This window comes from Microbulbifer regidiadema (SeqCode), assembly GCF_052467605.1.
On the sequence record NZ_CP174316.1, the window covers coordinates 1,008,538 to 1,026,451 of the forward strand.

General features: G+C 51.0%; 12 protein-coding genes and 4 tRNA genes. 10 read left to right on the forward strand and 6 right to left on the reverse strand.

Annotated features, from left to right (window positions below):
- Positions 1-83: 83 nt before the first annotated feature.
- From ACJJIF_RS05070 to ACJJIF_RS05090, 5 genes are all read right to left on the reverse strand, one after another.
- Positions 84-2,807: a TonB-dependent receptor domain-containing protein gene (locus tag ACJJIF_RS05070; protein ID WP_444931160.1), complete on the reverse strand. Its 2,724-nt coding sequence runs from the start codon at positions 2,805-2,807 to the stop codon at positions 84-86.
- Positions 2,808-2,926: 119 nt separating this feature from the next.
- On the reverse strand, positions 2,927-4,582 hold the full coding sequence (locus ACJJIF_RS05075) for a beta-helix domain-containing protein (protein ID WP_444931161.1): 1,656 nt from the start codon (positions 4,580-4,582) through the stop codon (positions 2,927-2,929).
- A 550-nt stretch (positions 4,583-5,132) separates the two neighbouring features.
- Positions 5,133-5,687 carry a DUF1285 domain-containing protein gene (locus tag ACJJIF_RS05080; protein ID WP_444931162.1) on the reverse strand — a complete coding sequence of 185 codons (555 nt, stop codon included), beginning with the start codon at positions 5,685-5,687 and terminating at the stop codon, positions 5,133-5,135.
- On the reverse strand, positions 5,680-6,366 hold the full coding sequence (locus ACJJIF_RS05085) for a TetR/AcrR family transcriptional regulator (protein ID WP_444931163.1): 687 nt from the start codon (positions 6,364-6,366) through the stop codon (positions 5,680-5,682). The genes ACJJIF_RS05080 and ACJJIF_RS05085 overlap by 8 nt, the downstream gene beginning before the upstream one ends.
- A gap of 303 nt (positions 6,367-6,669) precedes the next feature.
- The gene (locus tag ACJJIF_RS05090) at positions 6,670-7,350 is read right to left on the reverse strand and encodes a hypothetical protein (RefSeq protein ID WP_444931164.1); all 681 of its coding nucleotides are present in this window, start codon (positions 7,348-7,350) and stop codon (positions 6,670-6,672) included.
- A gap of 347 nt (positions 7,351-7,697) precedes the next feature.
- Here ACJJIF_RS05090 and ACJJIF_RS05095 point away from each other — a divergent pair, with 347 nt between their 5' ends.
- Both ACJJIF_RS05095 and ACJJIF_RS05100 read left to right on the forward strand, forming a co-directional pair.
- Positions 7,698-8,546, forward strand: a complete 849-nt coding sequence (locus ACJJIF_RS05095; RefSeq protein ID WP_444931165.1) for an acyl-CoA thioesterase — start codon at positions 7,698-7,700, stop codon at positions 8,544-8,546.
- A 69-nt stretch (positions 8,547-8,615) separates the two neighbouring features.
- Positions 8,616-8,692 (forward strand) — tRNA-Pro (locus tag ACJJIF_RS05100).
- A 621-nt stretch (positions 8,693-9,313) separates the two neighbouring features.
- On the opposite strand, the gene ACJJIF_RS05105 is transcribed toward ACJJIF_RS05100, so the two are convergent.
- A tRNA-Pro gene (locus tag ACJJIF_RS05105) sits at positions 9,314-9,390 on the reverse strand.
- A gap of 730 nt (positions 9,391-10,120) precedes the next feature.
- Here ACJJIF_RS05105 and ACJJIF_RS05110 point away from each other — a divergent pair.
- The 8 genes from ACJJIF_RS05110 to ACJJIF_RS05145 all read left to right on the forward strand — a co-directional run bounded on the left by ACJJIF_RS05110 (position 10,121) and on the right by ACJJIF_RS05145 (position 17,493).
- Positions 10,121-10,990: a hypothetical protein gene (locus ACJJIF_RS05110; protein WP_444931166.1), complete on the forward strand. Its 870-nt coding sequence runs from the start codon at positions 10,121-10,123 to the stop codon at positions 10,988-10,990.
- A gap of 82 nt (positions 10,991-11,072) precedes the next feature.
- Positions 11,073-11,306 (forward strand): hypothetical protein, encoded by a 234-nt coding sequence (locus ACJJIF_RS05115; protein ID WP_444931167.1) that lies wholly within the window; start codon positions 11,073-11,075, stop codon positions 11,304-11,306.
- 84 nt (positions 11,307-11,390) lie between these two features.
- Complete coding sequence (locus ACJJIF_RS05120; RefSeq protein ID WP_444931168.1) at positions 11,391-13,268, forward strand: S8 family peptidase; 1,878 nt, start codon at positions 11,391-11,393, stop codon at positions 13,266-13,268.
- Positions 13,269-13,632: 364 nt separating this feature from the next.
- Positions 13,633-14,859: a hypothetical protein gene (locus ACJJIF_RS05125; RefSeq protein WP_444931169.1), complete on the forward strand. Its 1,227-nt coding sequence runs from the start codon at positions 13,633-13,635 to the stop codon at positions 14,857-14,859.
- Between the two features lie 480 nt (positions 14,860-15,339).
- Positions 15,340-15,413: transfer RNA gene (locus ACJJIF_RS05130), tRNA-Cys, on the forward strand.
- 91 nt (positions 15,414-15,504) lie between these two features.
- Positions 15,505-15,591: transfer RNA gene (locus ACJJIF_RS05135), tRNA-Leu, on the forward strand.
- Between the two features lie 500 nt (positions 15,592-16,091).
- Positions 16,092-16,754, forward strand: a complete 663-nt coding sequence (locus tag ACJJIF_RS05140) for a DNA-processing protein DprA (RefSeq protein WP_444931170.1) — start codon at positions 16,092-16,094, stop codon at positions 16,752-16,754.
- Between the two features lie 286 nt (positions 16,755-17,040).
- A complete protein-coding gene (locus tag ACJJIF_RS05145) occupies positions 17,041-17,493 on the forward strand; it encodes a RidA family protein (RefSeq protein ID WP_444931171.1) in 453 nt (150 codons plus the stop codon).
- The last annotated feature ends 421 nt before the right edge of the window (positions 17,494-17,914 follow it).

The window sequence follows — 17,914 nt, forward strand, 5'->3', positions numbered from 1 at the left end:
AAATGGCGCCTCAGGCGCCATTTTTTATTGATCGAGAAGCCCCCTTGCTCGAATTTGACATAGAGCACAGCCGGGCAATCACGCTAGAACTTGTACTGGGCACTCAGTGCAAAGGTCTGCCCAACTTCCTCCTCAAAAACAGTAACGCCCTGCTGCTTAATTTCAACCGCCCCATCCAGTAGGTTTTGCACCTTGGCTTTCACCGTTACCTCATCTGTTGGGTACCAGGCATAAGTCAAATCCAGAGAGTGGAATGGCTGCTCAAAGGAATCCGGATGCGGATCGCGCCCCGCTTTGTACAGGCGCTCACCAAATACGTTGTAAACCAGGCTGGCAGAATGATTTCCGTCAGGGCTATCAAACCCTAACAGCATATTGACAACATAATCGGATGCCCCTGTCATCTCGCGGACCGCATTTGTAGGGGCATCCGCCTCATTACCGGCAACAATCTCCGAGTCTTGCAGCGTAACATTGCCCTGCAAAAAGAAACTGTTCATCGGCTCCGCAATAAAACCGAGGCTCTTCATCCCCTCCAGCTCAACACCGATAATCTCACCGGACTCAGCATTAATAATCTCTCGCGCAATATTGTCATCACTTGAGGCGGCCTCGAAGAACTCAATCGGCTTGATAATATCCTTGTAGAAAACCGAAATAGTCAAACTATCGCCGCTATCAAAAAACCACTCTGCACGCAGATCGTAGTTATCGATCTCCGATGGTCGAACATTGGAATTTCCCCTAATCTGATCGCCGGTATGCGGGTCAATATAAATAGCATCGGTAATTTCACGCAGGTCCGGCCGCACGGCGGTCTTAGATGCACCGAATCTCAACTGGAAGGTTTCCGCCCAGAGCGCCCCCATATAGGTGAGGGATAGCGAGGGATAAATGTCGTCATCCGCATATACCGCCTCGGCCAGCGCTTCGGGGTCATTGGTAATCTGCGGCTCGCTCTGCGAGAAGCTATAGGGGTTCCACTCTAAAGCAGCCTGACTGTAGTCCTCCCAGCGGGCCCCGGCGGAAATACGCCAGGTTTCCTCAAGCGTCCAATCGAACTTACCGTAGACCGCATCGGTCGAAGTGGCAGCCAAATAACTTTGCTTGTTACTGCCCGACTTGGCAAAAACAAAATTATTGTCATCATTAGTAATATTGCTATCACTAAATACCTCGCTCAGAGGATCATCAAGGATGGCACTATCAGCCACACTAAAAATATCCAGCCCGAATTCAGTTTGCTTGTAGGAGCGCCCCTTTTCGATCCGTGCAAATCCAGCGCTCAGCTCCAGCGAAGAGGAGGAAAATTCAATCGGCAGCGTTGCGGACCAACCGTAGTTGCGCACCTCATCTTCCAATTCGGTAAAGCGGAAGCTGGCGCTCCGCGAGGCAATATCCACCACTGAACTGATAACCTCACCGGTTTCAGGGTCCGTTTCCGTGCTGGCAATCACCTCGACCTGATTGGGAATATCCGTAATTGCTGTCGCATCGGAATAGAACCAATCAAGCACCAACGCCTCAGGCACCCAACTTAGAAAGCGGATGGGAAGCAGCCCTTTTGTTTCCGGACCAAGAGCGTGACTCCCCTTTATCTGATGAAGCTCCAGCTCCCGCTCTTCGTACTTCAGCTCATAATTTCTCGATCCGGCCCCATCAGATAACAGGCGATTTGAGTCAAAGTAGTCCCGGATTGAGGTCTCATCGTCCGTATTTCTCAGGTACAAACTGGTACTCTCAACCGCATGCTCATCCGCGAAGCGAATACCGAGATTTAAGTTTCCACTGATATCTACAGAGTAAGTAGACCCGTTTCGGCGATCGATCTGCTCTTGTGGATTACCGTAATCACGGATAGTGCGCTCACTCTCCCGCCACTGACTCTTGTAGGAGCCCCCAGCCAGGAAACCCAACGCCCAATCATCGCCAAAATAGAAGCGATTCCCCACGCCGGCCTTGTAGTCTTGATCGGGATCAGTAGACGCCTCGGTGATTGAAATATCGCGATTCAAACCCAAGGCCAACTGCCTATTTAACACTTGGGCCGCCTCTAGTGCCTCTTGTTCACTGGAATACACATTGCCCTCAGCAACCAGGGTATCCCGTATACCCGCAACCGTAAGGTTGCCCTTGAAGCGTTGCAGGGCCGCAGCTATCTCACCGGGCATCGCCCTGGTACCATCATCGGTACCCCAAATGTCATCATCACCGCCGCTATAGCTGAGCACATCACCGCTGACCTCGCTGTTGGTGCCCGTACCAATCTCAATAGAGTAAGTCAGCTCATCGGGTATTCCCTTGGTGCGAATATCGACATTGCCACCACCAAACGAAGCTGACTGATCGACGGAGTAACTCTTTTGTACAGCCAGGGAGTCCACAACGGAAGTGGGAAACAAATCCAGTGGAATAACATTTCTAGTGAGATCCGGGGATGGCACAGTCGCGCCATTAAGGGTTGTACTTGAATAGCGCTCCCCCAACCCCCTCACATAAATAAATTTATCGCCCACCAGAGATAGCCCGGACACCCGCCGCAGCGCTGCAGCAACTGTAGAGTCCCCCACCCGACCGATCATCTCAGCCCCCAGGATATCGGTAATTACCTCTTCCTCCAGGCGCTCACGGATTAGGACTTCAGCAGAGCCTTGCAGCCGCCCCAGGACAATAACCTCTTCAACCTCAGGTGTAGCCGGTTCAATGAATTCCGCGTCTTGTGCAGACACCACAGGTGAAAATATAGAGCCCGCAACTATCGCCAAAACCAGCGGCGCCCTTTGAAACCTTGCGTATTTAGCCATCATTCAGGCCTCTTTTTATTCCAAAGAATCGCGGTCTAAAATCAAATAGGGCGCCGACTCCATCAGCGAAGGCGGCGCCCTACTTGACTGGGAGCAGTATCCCCAACCGCTACCTCAACCTATTACTCAAACCAGAGCGGCTGAGCGCGATCACCCTGGTGGAGGCCATAAGTCCAACCCTGAGTCCAGTCGGTGCCGCCCTGCTCAAGCGCGCCCAGATAGGCGCGCCCCAGCTCGGCAGAAACGGTAGGTGCAGCGCCGTCAACCATTTGGGCTGCGGCATCAACGGTAAAGATGGCAGGAGAACCCCCCAGCAAAACAAAGTCAGTATCGGCATTGGAGATTGGGTTGACCTCACCGGAAATGCTGGCGAATTGGTTGCCGCTATCGACGACCCAAGTCTCTACGTCGAAACTGCCATCGTCTGTTTTGGTGCGATCTTCACAAGCAAAAATATTGGAAGTCAGGGCCACCTCTGTACCCGAGGATGCCTCGCTACGGGTTTGAGAACTCTCCATGCGCAGGCAGTAATTATCAGCGGCTACCCCAGTTTCATCGGCAAAGAAAGAGGCTACGATTATGGAGTTGGTGATCATCGGGTAAATCCCCTCACGCAGACGCCAGCCAGCGCCGGGATCATGTGTCCCCTCTTCCTGAGCGGAAATAATACAAGTCAGACCGTCAATTACCGGGCGACTGTTTAGCCCCTGGCTAATCAGGGAAGCGTAGTCAGCCCCATCACTGTAAGAGCCGATACCATCGGCCTCAATACAGTGATTGCCATCGGTCTCACTTTGAATTACCAGGGCATTGGTAATACTTCCCCGATAACCTTCATCAATATCAATAGAGTCATCGCGAACGTATAGCGCAACATAGTTTTCTACATCAACCGCACCACCGAAGAACTCGATACCGTCATCATAGGTGGAATAAGTTTGAAGATTGCGAATTGTTGTTCCACTGCCTACGGCATCAAAAGCGATCCCATTCAACTCATCGCCACTGGCAACTTCTGCACCAGTATGTTTAACCACAACATACAAAAGTTCCCCGGAGCTATCCGCATTATTGTCACCGCCGTAGTAGGAGGTATTATCATCGGTGGAACCTTCAGCAGCTACGTGACACTCACCGGCAAGGGCCAAATCTGCACCATCAATAGAGCCTGTGTATTGGCATTTATTGGTTACACCAAAACCATTAATTACCATACCTCCCCACTGCGAAACATCCTCAGGACCTACAGTGCCGAGAACATCAGTTTCGGAGGTAAAGGTGATTGGTGATGTTTCTGTACCGCGCGCAAAGACCTGCGACCCACGATTTACAACCATAAATGCCGAGTTATCTTTAAAAGCGATAGTGGCACCGGCTTGAATCTCCAACTTAACGCCATCACCGCCCTCAGTAATACCTGCGGCGGCCAGATCGGAATCACTGGAATAACTTTCGCCAACAAACAGACTCCCACTGAAGATATGCGCCCCGTCATTATCCAGCGCAGTTAGATACAAATCTTCAGTTAATGGATTTGCCGCAGACACAAAATCGGTCGTGTAGTAGCAGTTACCACTACTATATTCACCCTGCACGTTAGAGTTTTCTATAATGGCGCACGGGTTTTCATCAGAGCCGCCTCCACCCGCGTTAGTTACTGAATTATCGACCGAGTTATCGACGGTTTCCGGCTCGATACTCACACCACCCCCTTCGCAGCCTGCCAGCAATACTGCAATGGTGGCTGCCAGTAAAAGCCTATTCTGCACTCGCTTCATATTCCCCCCTATAGGAATCCCAAGCCAAAATTTAACGACCTCAATCGCACCACCCTTACTTTTGAAAACACAAATAAAAGTGAATACGATCCAGAAAATAGAAAGATGAAATTGCTTTTTCTTCATGAAGATTTGGACGAAAGGGAGTTTAGAAATGCAGTATTGCGGTTTCGTTACCTATTTAAATATTTCCGCAAATTATCAAATTAATATTTGATTTTTTTCAGGGAAAATACACTTATATTTCCAGGTTGTTTCAAATGCCATTTTTTTAACAATAGTGAAATGCAAAAATAAGAATTGAAAGGCAAGTGGTAGTGATAGATAGGGATACAAATAAGTACTCAACCCTACCGGCAGGCACGATTAACCCCAAGAGACGATTTAATCAATTTAGCCTGGATGAGTTGAAAGCGGTGTGCTCGGCGCAAACTCAAAACTGAGGAATAGTTAGCTACCTCCAGAAAAACAATAGCGGATTCAGCCATAAAAGCCCCAGCTCATTCTAAAATGGCCGGGACCGAAGGGTTCTAGCAGCAGGAAAGGGATATTAGTTACAAGAGCCCAGCAAGAAGTTTTGACCTTCGCTTTGAACAAAAAGCTTATCCGTATAGCTCCCCTCTTCCAGCGCCCAATCTACCAACTGGTAAAAGACATCCCGAGAGACGCGCGCCTGCAATCCAGCGCGAACCTCAAGGTAAGGGATTGGCTGTGGCGGAGCGCCAAAGTCTCTCAACAGCCACTGCCTGTCCTCCTTCAGCTCGACAACATCCCCCACACTTGTGGTGAATAGCAGTTGCTGATGGGACTCCTTGGGAGCACGGGCTACCTGAGTCACCACAAATGGGACATCCTCCACGGTGATGCGGAGTTTTTCTGCCGGGGTAACCAGGAAATACTCATCCCCCTCGCGCTTCAGAATACTGGCAAACAGCTTTACCAAGGGTTGGCGACGGATTTCTGTTCCCTCGTGGAGCCAACGGCCATCGGACTTGATGACCATATCCATATCCCCGCAAAGTTCTGGGTTCCACCGCTCAACCGGTGGAACTCCAGGAAACTCGGCCTGTAACTTTTGCAGCTGCTGAAACAGGGGCTCAGCCAAGGGCGGGCCCTGCCGAGTCGCTGTGGTGGCTGGTTTGGCTTCCCTCTGGCGCTTTGCGAGAAGACATATCCCCGATATGCACCCCCACATCCATAATAAACTCCATCAATCCCTCGCGATCCTCGATTACATTGGCGAAGGACTTGGAGTGGTAGAGCTCTACTGCACCCTGCACCAGGGCCCAATAAGTTGAGTAATAGAAATAAGCGGGAACATTCTTCAACATCCCCTCTTCCATACGGCGCTCAAAAACCCGATTGAGAGAGGTCGCATTGGAATTGCGAATATTATGCAACTCCGCAATCATTTCAGGAGCCAGGTTCAATGCGATAATCTTCTCCTCCAGACGCTGGAAGAGTCTGTCTTTACCCGGATCGGCCATGCGGGACTCAAAGTAAGCTCGGGCCGGCGCAGTAATATCGCCCTTCTCTGCTGAGGCTACGGCAACCTTAAGGCGCTCGGCGAGGGACTTTTCATAGTCCATGAGTAAGCGCATGTAGATTTCTGTTTTGGAAATGAAGTGCTTGTAGATGGTGCCCTTGCCGATATCGACACGCTCGGCGATCTGCTCCACCGTGACCTTCTCTTCACCATGCTCCAACAGAAGCTCCAGAGCCGCATCCAGGATACGCTGCTCCCGCGCGCGGAACCGCTGAACCTTCTCTTTTGCCTTATCCATACTTCCGACCTTCTTTGCCCTTAAAAATGGGGACTGAAATTGACTATTCATTCATGAATGATAGGCAATTAAAGTCGGTTGGAAAAGTGAATCGGGAAATTAGACCGCCTAATATTGAAAATTTTAGTCTATTTTGCTTATTTTTTATTTAAAATGAGCATAATTTGGGCAGAAAAATAACCCCAGAGTTTAGCATGTGATGACGTTTGGCGAGCCTAAACTACAGGAGAAGGCGGGTACTCCATTACCCCTTACCTTGAAATGACCTTTATTGAGAGTTACAGCGGAAAAAGCGGGTGCCGATCACACAGATTTGAGTTTCAACTCCAGTAGCGGGGCTACGACATCGTTATCCTGAGTGCGAATCCAGAGCATCTCCTCTTGCGAATAGAGTTCAGCAACAATCGCATTGGCCAGTTCGCAATCATGAGAGATTAAGTGCTGCGCCAACCACTCCGCAGCGAAGGTGCGCTTCTCACCCAGAGTTCCCTGCGAGCGCTTGTACAGATTCTTCACCGCCTTGCGCATATATTCGGCAGTGGAGACGCCCGGTGTGGCCTCGACCACCTTGCGATGCAGTTTTTTGCTTTTCTGCTCAATGATATAGGGGAGTATTTGACCAGAAACATAGTCGTGCGCTATTGAACTCTTGCAAGTGCAGTCATACGACTTTCGATTCTCATAGATTTTTTTCAAAGCTTTCAGGTGGTGGTGGGTCTTATAGGCAGATCGAGCCGCCAAACCCGCATAACCGACGGAAAGTGCCGTTCCCGCAACCACCAGACCAACGCCCGTCGCTGAAGTGGCCGCTGCGGCGCCGGTGGCCAGCCCGGTTAAAGTCGCTCCAGTCGCAGTCTGTGCCCCCCACACTCCATAATAAGCAGCGGAACCCACGCCCCCTGCCACCGCTTTTGCGGTGCGATGCCTACTGACGACCTTGCCAAAACTGAGCGGCGGACGAATATCAATATTACTTTGCGGCACCGGTGCCATCTCCTATTTTTCTTATTCAATTTTTGTGAGATAGCTCAACGCACTAGCTCAACCATCTCAAGTTCGGTTGGCGCTTTATACCACATTAGTAGAACAAAGTTCGACACCCGGAAATAGTCAATGACCCAGAAACTCAAGTTAACTGTGAAAAATGGTAGGTTTTACAGGTTAGATAGGCGGAAACCGGGAAAAACTGACGCCTGTGACCAAAATGGCTCTATCGTTCAAAATATAAATGGGGTCACAGAGTTTTACTGTTATTATTCTTTCGATTAAGGGCGTAAAGTTCTTTCTCTGTAAATCGAGTTAAGTGGAATAGGTAACGGGCAAACCCCTCTATGTTGGAAAAATTAGGTAAGTTATTGGATGTCGAAGAGCTGGATAAAAACCTCTTCCGCAGCCGTCATCATGTTGAAAACTATCGAAAGGTACTTTTTGGAGGGCAAGTTTTGGGCCAGGCCCTGATGGCTGCAACTCGCACCGTTGAGCACCGCCTACCCCACTCTTTGCACTCCTACTTCCTCCGCCCCGGCTCCAGCGAGCTGCCCGTGATCTACGAAGTAGACCCTATCCGCGACGGCGGCAGCTTCACTACTCGCCGCGTCGTTGCCAAGCAGCGTGGCCGCGCCATATTTACGATGTCCGCCTCCTTCCAGATAAAGGAACCCGGATTTGACCACCAAGTTGACATGTCCGTCGCCGAAATCCCCAAACCCGAGACCCTGAAAAATACTCAGGAGCTGGCACTGGAAGCCGGGCTGGTGAGCCCGCAGTACGACCAGCGGCGCTATATGATCGATTTTCGCCCAGTCGATCCGCAGAGCTACTTTGGCGCCGAAACCCGTGAAGCCCAATGCATGTTCTGGCTGCGGGCAGAGGGCGAAATGTCCGACGACCCGATGGAGCACCGCGCCGCACTTTGCTACGCATCGGATATGGGGCTGTTAGGCACCTCTCTACAGCCTCACGATATCTCTCTGTTTGATCCCAAGTTGATGCCCGCAAGTGTTGATCACGCCATGTGGTTCCACCGGGATTTCCGCCTGGATCAGTGGCTTTTATATGTGACCGACAGCCCGTCGGCTATGGGTGCCAGAGGTTTTACCCGCGGTCAAATTTTCACCCGTGACGGGGTTTTGGTTGCCTCCACCTGCCAAGAGGGGCTGATTCGGCAAATTAAAAGTTAAATCAAGGGTTTACAGCAGAAAAAACGCTGCTATAGTGCCGCCCTCTTCGCGGTGAAGCGAAGCAAAAATCGGTGAGTAGCGCAGCCTGGTAGCGCACTTCGTTCGGGACGAAGGGGTCGGAGGTTCGAATCCTCTCTCACCGACCAAATTTAAGAAACCCGCTTACAGCGGGTTTTTTTATGCCTGAATACCAGCTTTGACTACCTTAAGTTAGCACCCTCAAGAATCGGTTCGGGTGGTGCCTGGTATGGGGCGCCTTGAATTTGGCCTATCCGCCCTACTGTGAGATACCCCTAGCCGTTCGATTCAGGCTTCAGTTGATACCCCGCTGGAATCTTATCGATCGAAGCTTTTAAAACCCCAACCCTACCCAACCCCCAAGCTTTAATCATGCAGACTTCTTAAGCCTCAGCATCAATATAAAGAAGCCCATGTTCACTATGGGCAACAGGGTGGGCGGCGCTGGAATTCTTTTATTCAAAATGATCTGCGGATGGGAGTAAAAGCATCGGGTTCAGCAATGAAGATGCCGCGTCAAAATTAATCTTCAAGACCCAATTTGGCCGCTACACCAACCTTTATTGCGGCGAACAGCTCAAGGGGTTCGCCGAAGAGTTGGAGCTGAAAGGGCTGAATGTCCTAGAAAACCTGGGAGTCAGATCTGCCGACTGAGCGCCTAAACCCCAAGGGGACAGCCATCCCAGCCACTAGTGAAAAGTGAAATTTCAGACACAAAAAAGCCCGCTTTTGCGGGCTTTTTCTATATATGGTCGGTGAGAGAGGATTCGAACCTCCGACCCCTTCGTCCCGAACGAAGTGCGCTACCAGGCTGCGCTACTCACCGAGGACGCGAATAGTACGCATCCGTTTTTCAAAGATCAAGTATTTTTTGGCGCGAACATCTTCACTGTATCTTTTGCAACCACAATGCACACAAAAACTCCCACAACCCTATTACCCCTAGGGTTTCAGCCTGTAGAAGTGGGTCGAAACTCGGAAGAAGTGCAAGCCACCTTTACGCCCGGCTCTTGAAGTAAAAGAGCATTTAGAAGCAGCGGGAAATGCGCTGTAAGAAATCACGGGAAAATAATATCGAGGAGCCGATAGACCTTGCTCAGGTGTTTTTGACAAGCCAGAACTCGAAAAGCACAGCAGGGAGACTGCTCTGGCCGCCCCACCCCTCAAAGGGCTATTAAAAATATCTGTTACATATCAATTCGCTATTGGCGCACTAGTTACTGAAACTCTGATTTTTACTAGGTGGGCGCAGGAGAATCCACAAGCCGTTTGTAGCTTTTAGTGACTGCACGCGTGCTTCTATTAACCTTTTATTGCCCGCTCTAAAAACGGCCAGACTTTCCCTGTCCCCCTGAAAAGCTTCTCTATACTCAGAGCAACCGGCCGAATGTCCGCCACAAGATGCAACCATCCGAAAGTCCATTACCGATTTACTCTCAGCAGGCTGTTCCTAAATGCGGAGCCCTACCAGGCTTCAATATTCTTATCTGGAAATCATGAAATGGCCTAAACAGTAGCTATCCCTACCGTTAAAGGCCCACTCTAGGAGTACCTTTATGTACCTACCCTATACATATGCCCAAGGGATCTTTGGACAACCACAAAACTATGCTGCGCCCACAGTCAATCCGGTCTTCGGGCTCGCACCGCCCCAACCTCACTTGCCGCTGCAACAGTTGGCACCGCAAGGGGTGGTGGGGGATTTTGTCAGTCGCGCAGCGCCGCTTGTTGGCGGCATTGTAGGTGGCCCTCAAGGGGAACTGATCAATGCACTCGGTGGCTTAGGGCAGTTGCTGCCTTTCCAGGCAACACAGCAACTCCCACAACAGTTTGCCCCCCATATGCCCCAGCAGCTCGCCCCGCAAATGCCGCCGCAACTCGCGCATCAATTTACCCCCCAGGGTTACCTCACTGAGCTGATAAATCGCGCAGCTCCGATGCTCGCCAACTACCTCAACACCCCTCAAACCCAGTGGATCAATGCGGCCACCCAGCTGGGGCAACTCCTCCCCTTACAGGCGGCACCTCAACTGGCACCGCAAGGTCTCCTCGGTGAGCTGGTAAGCCGCGCCGCACCGGTTATTGGCAACTATATTGGCGGCCCCCAGGGACAACTTCTCAACAATGCGGCACGTATGGCTGCTCACTTACTCCCCTTCCAAGCCGCACCACAATTCGCACCTCATCTCGTCCCCCAGGGATATTTCGGTCAGCCAGTCAATCCGGTGGCTCCGGTTGTACCTGAGCAGTTGGGGATGGCTCCCCCTCAGGGATTCGCACCTTTGAACCCGGTAATGCCGCTCCAAGCCATGCCACAGACCACCCAGCTTCCCTTCCAGAATATGAGCGCTATTGGGCAGCCGCTGCCCTACCAGGCAATGCCACAACCCAATTCCGCTTTACAGCAGCAGGCCTACTTACACTAAAAGGTTCTCGGCAAGGGGCCTCGCCCCCTTGCCTGGGGGTGCTTTCGCCCCTGCGCAAACAGCGCAGCTACAGTGAGAAACAATGAAAAAGTTTGAACAATATGTCGCAGTCCCCAATCGGAAAGCAGCGGCGAGCACCCCGGAGTTAGAGGAGTTAGTGAAAGAGGCCTCCAATTGCCCCGATGTCAAAGACATCACTTTGCGCAAAAGCAACGTCACGCTAGTGGCCACGCCCGATGCAGTCAACGACCTGAGAAAAAAGTTGGGGGGCAAGGTAATTATCGACCCAGACCAACCTATTCACCCACTCAATTAAGGTTGGAGACCGCTCATTCACCTCTTTCAGGCATTTTGCACGGGCGCCAAACCAGTACCGCTCTGACAGCGAAGGATTATGAATATGACTAAATCCCGTCAAGAAAAGACCGCAGGAGAAGCTTCAGTTGAGGTTGCAGAGAAAGTCGAATTACTGATTTCGCCTCGTCGCAGCCTGATGGCTAAATCCATGGGCGTACAGCCAATGAGTGCCAGCTCAATGCACTCTGTAATCTCTACAATTGCGAGACAGGCAGGCTGCGAAGTACTTCGGGAAATACACCCCAGTAGAAAACTAAAAACCCTCTCCTCGGCGGATGAGGCAACCAATATCTACAAAGTCCGCATGGATGTGGATGCTGCTGCCGCTCTCTACCAGACTGCCCCGCCGAATGTCGCCGTCGAACTGGACTCCTTGCTCTCCTACGGACAGGCAGGCTACTCCCCGACCTTTTCCGCTGTATTTGCCCAACAACCGGGGCTACTGCGCGAGTATCATATCCAAGCCCAGCAGGTCTACTTTCGCGTTATTGGCGCAAAAGGTGAACCCATACGCGACGCACAGATAATTGTTGAAAGCGCCGGTTTTCCCCAGGAGGGCGTCACCAATAATAAAGGAGAGGTCGCACTCAATATTTTTGCGCAAAGTGGCAGCGCCCAAGTGAGATCACTGCTGATCCGTCCATCCAAAGATTTTTGGAACAAATATATTCGCTGCCCTTCACTCTCCCTTTCCGGTGTTAACCTGGTGAAGCTCCAACCCCTCAGCGAGGCGATCCCCAACTTCCCCAACGATACTTCCTACGGCTGGGGACAGCGATATATGGGACTGGATCAACTGCCCGATGAATATACCGGCAAGGGCATCAAAATTGCGATCATTGATTCGGGCGCAGACAACCAGCACCCGATACTGGGCCACCTGAAAAATGGCATTGATGTTACCAACAACTACGACACCAAGAGTTGGGCAGAAGATATCGTCGGCCACGGCACCCACTGTGCAGGTATTATCACCGGTCAGCCTTCAGGCTCAGAGGCTATTCGCGGTTTCGCTCCAGAAGCCGAGATTTACGTATTCAAAGTTTTTCCCGGTGGACAATTTAGCAGCTTGATCGACGCCCTCACCCACTGTATTGAGCTCGGCGTCGATGTGGTAAATATGAGCCTCGGCAGTTCAGATTCCTCCGAAGCGGTTGAGCAGCAAATCGAAGAGGCCACCCAGCACGGTATCGCCTGTATCGTCGCTGCGGGTAATAACGGGGGCGCGGTTCAATATCCAGCCAGATCCCCCAATGCCATGGCGGTGAGCGCGCTCGGGATGCTCAACGAATTTCCCAAAGACTCCTGGGAGGCTCAAACTGTCATCCCCTCTACCGCCTCAACTGATGGCCTGTTTATGCCAACATTCAGTGCTTTTGGGCCGGAAATTTCCGTTGCCGCCCCCGGTGTCGGCATAGTCTCATCAGTTCCAGATAAAGGCTTTGATGTGCAATCGGGCACATCGATGGCCGCCCCACATATCACTGGTATGGCCGCCTTGCTGCTTGCCCACCACCCGCTGTTTAAATCTACTTTTCAGCAGAAAGATATATCGCGAGTTACAGGCCTATTCCAACTTATCCGCTCACTGGCCGCCCCCATGCCTCTCGGTGCAGAAAAGGTAGGGGCTGGTGTGCCCAAACTGTTTGGCATCGGCTCGGCCTTTGAGTCCGCTAAAGAGCAGGCGAGAGCCGGAGGCATCCATACGGCAACGGCACAGGGCCCAATGAACGCCTTGCAGGGCTTTTCTCCTTATGCCGCCCCACACTGGCAGGGACAGTTCGTGCCTAGAGGCTATTACCCAGCAGATTTAGCGGCCGCCAACCTACAGCAACCGGTGACCGGTAATTTCCCAGATGGGTTTGCGGCGAGGACTTACGGCATGCAATTCGTTGATCCTCGCGCTATGGGATACTGGTAACTATTCCCTGCCCTTAACCTCTAAAAATACTCATAAACGCCGCAGCAGCGCTGCGGCACTCCTTAAAAAGCAACCCCCCCAAGCCACCCCGCACAAAGGCTCAAAAGTGAAGGGCTTTTTCATTTCCCCGTCTTGGTTATCTATACGGGAAGTGCCAATATAGGCAACCTCACTTGATAATGACTTTATAAGTGTATTCTTTTTATTAGGGAGAAATAGCCCTCTGCGCGCCTAATGGTACTGGCTGAGCAGCTCCAACGGCGGGATGCGCAGCTTGTGACCGGTTTGCTTGAAGGCGACACAAGGGCACCTGTAGGCTTAGGTCTTGTCAAAGTGACTGATCCTTAGAACTCCTGCCGAATAAATGATGCTCAAAAGATTACTGATCCTATCCCTATTGCTCACCCTTCTATCTCCCGCCGTTCGAGCCTATGAGATCCTTTACACCGCAGAAATCTCTCCAGATTCACAACTGGCCCAGGTAGAAATAGCCCTCAGCGGTGAAGATATGCCAAGTAAATTGGTGCTGAACCTAAGCTCTGGCCGCTATCGGGACCTGCAAAGCAGCTCCCCTCTGGAGATAGAGGGAGATAAGGCGAACTGGCGGCCGGAGGGAAAAAACCCCACCCTCAAATACCACTTTGTCATCAACCACCAACGCAGCAATGGCGGCTTTGACTCACGCATCACTAAAGATTGGGCCATTCTCCGCAGTGATAAACTGATTGCGCCAGTATCGGCAACCAGTCGCGGCCGCTCTACCGCGCAACTTAAGCTGCTACTGCCCGATGAATGGTATGCGGCCCTCCCCTACCCCAAAACCGAAGACAATCTATACCAGCTATCTGACCCCAAGCGTAAATTTGTAAGGCCTAAAGGCTGGATGATTGTAGGTAAAATAGGCAGTCGACAGGATTTGATCGCCGGCACCGAAACCCGTGTCGCCGGCCCTAAAGATGAAAACCTTCGCCGGCAGGACACCCTGGCCTTTCTCAACTGGAACTTGCCGGAACTAAAAAAAATCTTCCCGCTCTTTCCCGATCACTTACTGATCGTGACCGCCGATGACCCCATGTGGCGCGGCGGCCTGTCTGGAACCCGCTCCCTGTATATGCACGCCGATCGACCGCTGATCAGCGGCAACCGCACCAGCAGCATGATCCATGAGTTAGTTCATGTGGGCACAGGGATTCACGGCGACGACGAGAGCGATTGGATTGTGGAGGGCCTGGCTGAATTCTACTCATTGGAGATTCTTAGGCGGACGGGTGGCATCAGTGAAACCCGCTATCAGGAAGCCATGGATAAACTGGTGAATTGGGGCAAAAAGGCCCCGTCTCTGCTAGTAAAACGCTCATCCGGCCCCATTACTGCGCGCGCCGCCGGTGTAATGCAACAGCTAGACAGAGAAATTCGCGAGGCTAGTAACGGCAAAGCCAGCATAGATGATGTCGCTCGGGAGCTGGCTCGTACACGGGGGGAGGTCACACTGAAACGCTTTAGATTGCTCTCTGAAAAAGCAGCGGGCAGGCCTGTAGCTGCATTAGCAATTGAAAACCTGACCGATCAACCGCAAGCCCCCAGTAAATAGCAGGCAAAAAAAAGCCCTGACGACGGGGGGGGAGAGCGTCAGGGCCAAGACCATTAGGAGTGAAACTTAGAGGATTTCATCCTTACTTTCAGGTGGCCGCCATGTAAGCCACCCTACCAGCATTACTAAACACATTTTTGGGGGGGAGAGATGTGTTAGCCAGATAAGGACAGTATCGAACACAGATCACAGATTGCCAGCACACCTGAAAATTAATTTAGAACAAATAGGAATAGGCTCTCTAGTGACAGAGCCAAAAGTTATTACAGTTCTCCCCCACCCTCAAAAGGTAACTTTTCCTACTTTTTTTCAATTGTTTGCAACTTTAATGAAAACAATGCTTGACTAATCCTCAGGAGCCCCTAAAATGGCGCCCACTTACACAGCAAAGCGCACGTAAGTATAAGAAAACGCTAGGATTTTTCAGATTTATCCGATAGAATTCGCAGCGTTAATTGCCCGCCCAAGGCGGACAAAAAAGGCTAGGTGGCAGAGTGGTCATGCAGCGGACTGCAACTCCGTGTACGCCGGTTCGATTCCGACCCTAGCCTCCATTTTCCTTTTCATTGCAATATCCTGTTAAAGGCAATGAAAGTGAGAATGAAGGGCAGATATTCAATACCGCCCCTCTCTCGCAAAGGATCTGCCCGGGTGGTGGAATTGGTAGACACAGGAGACTTAAAATCTCCCGGCTTCACGGCCGTGCCGGTTCAAGTCCGGCCCCGGGCACCACACGATCCTTTGAAATCAAAAAATACACACCTTATTGTGCAGCCTTCATGCACAAGCTACCCTCAAAAAAATATAAATCTCATTAGCAAATATTTTTCTTAACCGAAGAAAATAGCCCCCTCAAGCACATGCAACTAGCGTCACCATGATGCCGTAGCACCGCTACTGACGGCAGACTAATATTTTTTTCAGGCCAACATCCAAGTTGCGCAGCTTACTTTCAAAGGGCTGGCCACCCAATGCCGGCTGCTGTCTTTAGCCCCGCTTACCCGAGCCGAGCCCCCTTCTTATTTTTACAGCGCAGAGACAGTCCGTCAAAACACTATATGGACATACAGTCTTTTGCTGTATGATGAAATTGGCGTCCACATTATACTGGGCAGCGGTTGCGCCACCAGGTGATGCAACTACCAGAAACGGCTCACTGAATGCAGCTGGAGTGGCCTCAAAAGCTAGCACTGATATGGCTTTAGTTTTATCCGCAGGTAAAGCAATCGACAATGGATATAGTTGAAATCCGACGCACCGACCCCGAGTATCCCGCAGGCCTGGAAGACTGCCCCAACCCACCGGCCATACTGTACGCCCGAGGTAATACGGATCTGCTTAGCCGGGCAGGTATAGCTATTGTCGGCTCACGTGACGCTTCTAAAAACGGCCTGGAAATTGCGCAAAGAATCGCAGGGTATGTTGCTTCACGTGGGCATGTCATAGTCAGCGGGCTCGCCCTGGGAATTGATACGGCAGCTCATGAGGGTGCCTTGGCGGCCGGCGGCGACACTATCGCCGTACTTGCCCACGGCCTACACACCGCCAACCCTCCAAGCAACTATAAGCTGGCCATGCGAATACTTGAGGCGGGCGGCCTCTGGGTATCCGAACACCCCGAAGGTGTTCCCCCTCAGAAATACTTCTTTATCGCCAGAAACCGAATACAGGTAGGACTTTCTCAATCCTCAATCATTGTAGAATCGACCACATCAAGCGGAGCGATGAAACATGCTGATTTTTGCCTACAGGCGCGCCATAAGCTATTTGCCGTTGCTCCTCATACCCCTAAAAACTCGCTAGCATTAAATTGCCAGGGCCCGCTCGACCTTATCAGTAATGATAAAGCCACACCCCTGAGAACCAAGGCCGACTACAGCCTCTTAGGGCTATAACGTCTTACTGCCAGAGGGAGACAGAGGAACGCTACAATGAGTAAATTATGGGCAAAACCCTTGCGGCTCGCTCGCAGCAAAAGCTTTTGCTCAACTGGCACCTTGTAGCAGGTTATACTCCTTAAAAGAAAACTGCGGCTTGAGAGCTACAGCTAAAACCGCTTTCTAGAGGCCAGCAACACCTAAAAGCGCGCCCGATTAGAACAAAAATCAGCCGGACAGGAACCTATCAAGTACGGCTTAATTTACCACCACTTTACAACCATATACTTCCATGATGATAAAAATGCCACGCAGCAAAGCAGCTCTCCCCGCCCTCTTTGCTCTTTGCCTTGCCAATACTGGCCACGCCGAGGAGCCTCAGCGCATTGAGTTTTTGAATCCAGCAGGTACAACTTCAAAACTGCCATTTTCAGAGGCTGTAAAAATTGGAAACCAATTGATTCTGTCAGGACAAATAGGCATTTCACCGAAGACGAACAAGTTAGTTCAAGGCGGATTCTCCGCAGAGACAAAACAAACTCTAGAGAATATAAAGCAGACTTTAGCGCGTTACGACTACCAAATGAAAGACGTTGTTAAGTGCACGGTCATTTTAACAGACATCAAAAACTTCCCAGAATTCAACAGCATCTATCGTGAGGCTTTCGCCTACCCCTACCCTGCGAGAACTACTTTTGCTGCGGAATCCCTAGCGCTAAATGCTCAAATTGAGATTGACTGTATCGCCGCCAAATAACTACTGGTTGATATGAGAGGTAGCAAATAGCCGACTACTGTAGTGTGCCACCACAGATAGACTTGGCCATAACGCTTTGAAGAGAACAAAAAGATCTGAAAGGGAAATTCTGCAAACCAAATCTGATCTGACAGAGCACCCTCTGCAAAACCGGTAACTGTCAGATCAAACCTGAATACACCTATTGCAGACCCGCACGATGTGTAGCGCGGGGGCCGGCAGCTAGAAACTACCGCCCACCCGTTTTTCAGCTTGCTTACAGCTGATCGGATTGTATTTTTGAGGCAATATCTTGAAAAATCTGAATTAGCCCGCCACTGAATAGAAGTTGAGCAGTGGAAATATATATTTTTGCCAAACCATTTTCTTTGCGATCTAGGGTTACAAATGAATAACCTCCGCCTCGATTACCATCAGCATT

Bases quoted from the DNA above. Each gene is read 5' to 3' on its own strand.
- ACJJIF_RS05140 (WP_444931170.1), top strand. From the start codon at position 16,092: ATGGATATAGTTGAAATCCGACGCACCGACCCCGAGTATCCCGCAGGC.
- ACJJIF_RS05085 (WP_444931163.1), bottom strand. From the start codon at position 6,366: ATGGATAAGGCAAAAGAGAAGGTTCAGCGGTTCCGCGCGCGGGAGCAG.
- ACJJIF_RS05120 (WP_444931168.1), top strand. From the start codon at position 11,391: ATGACTAAATCCCGTCAAGAAAAGACCGCAGGAGAAGCTTCAGTTGAG.
- ACJJIF_RS05095 (WP_444931165.1), top strand. From the start codon at position 7,698: ATGTTGGAAAAATTAGGTAAGTTATTGGATGTCGAAGAGCTGGATAAA.
- ACJJIF_RS05110 (WP_444931166.1), top strand. From the start codon at position 10,121: ATGTACCTACCCTATACATATGCCCAAGGGATCTTTGGACAACCACAA.
- ACJJIF_RS05075 (WP_444931161.1), bottom strand. From the start codon at position 4,582: ATGAAGCGAGTGCAGAATAGGCTTTTACTGGCAGCCACCATTGCAGTA.
- ACJJIF_RS05070 (WP_444931160.1), bottom strand. From the start codon at position 2,807: ATGATGGCTAAATACGCAAGGTTTCAAAGGGCGCCGCTGGTTTTGGCG.
- ACJJIF_RS05145 (WP_444931171.1), top strand. From the start codon at position 17,041: ATGCCACGCAGCAAAGCAGCTCTCCCCGCCCTCTTTGCTCTTTGCCTT.
- ACJJIF_RS05115 (WP_444931167.1), top strand. From the start codon at position 11,073: ATGAAAAAGTTTGAACAATATGTCGCAGTCCCCAATCGGAAAGCAGCG.
- ACJJIF_RS05125 (WP_444931169.1), top strand. From the start codon at position 13,633: ATGATGCTCAAAAGATTACTGATCCTATCCCTATTGCTCACCCTTCTA.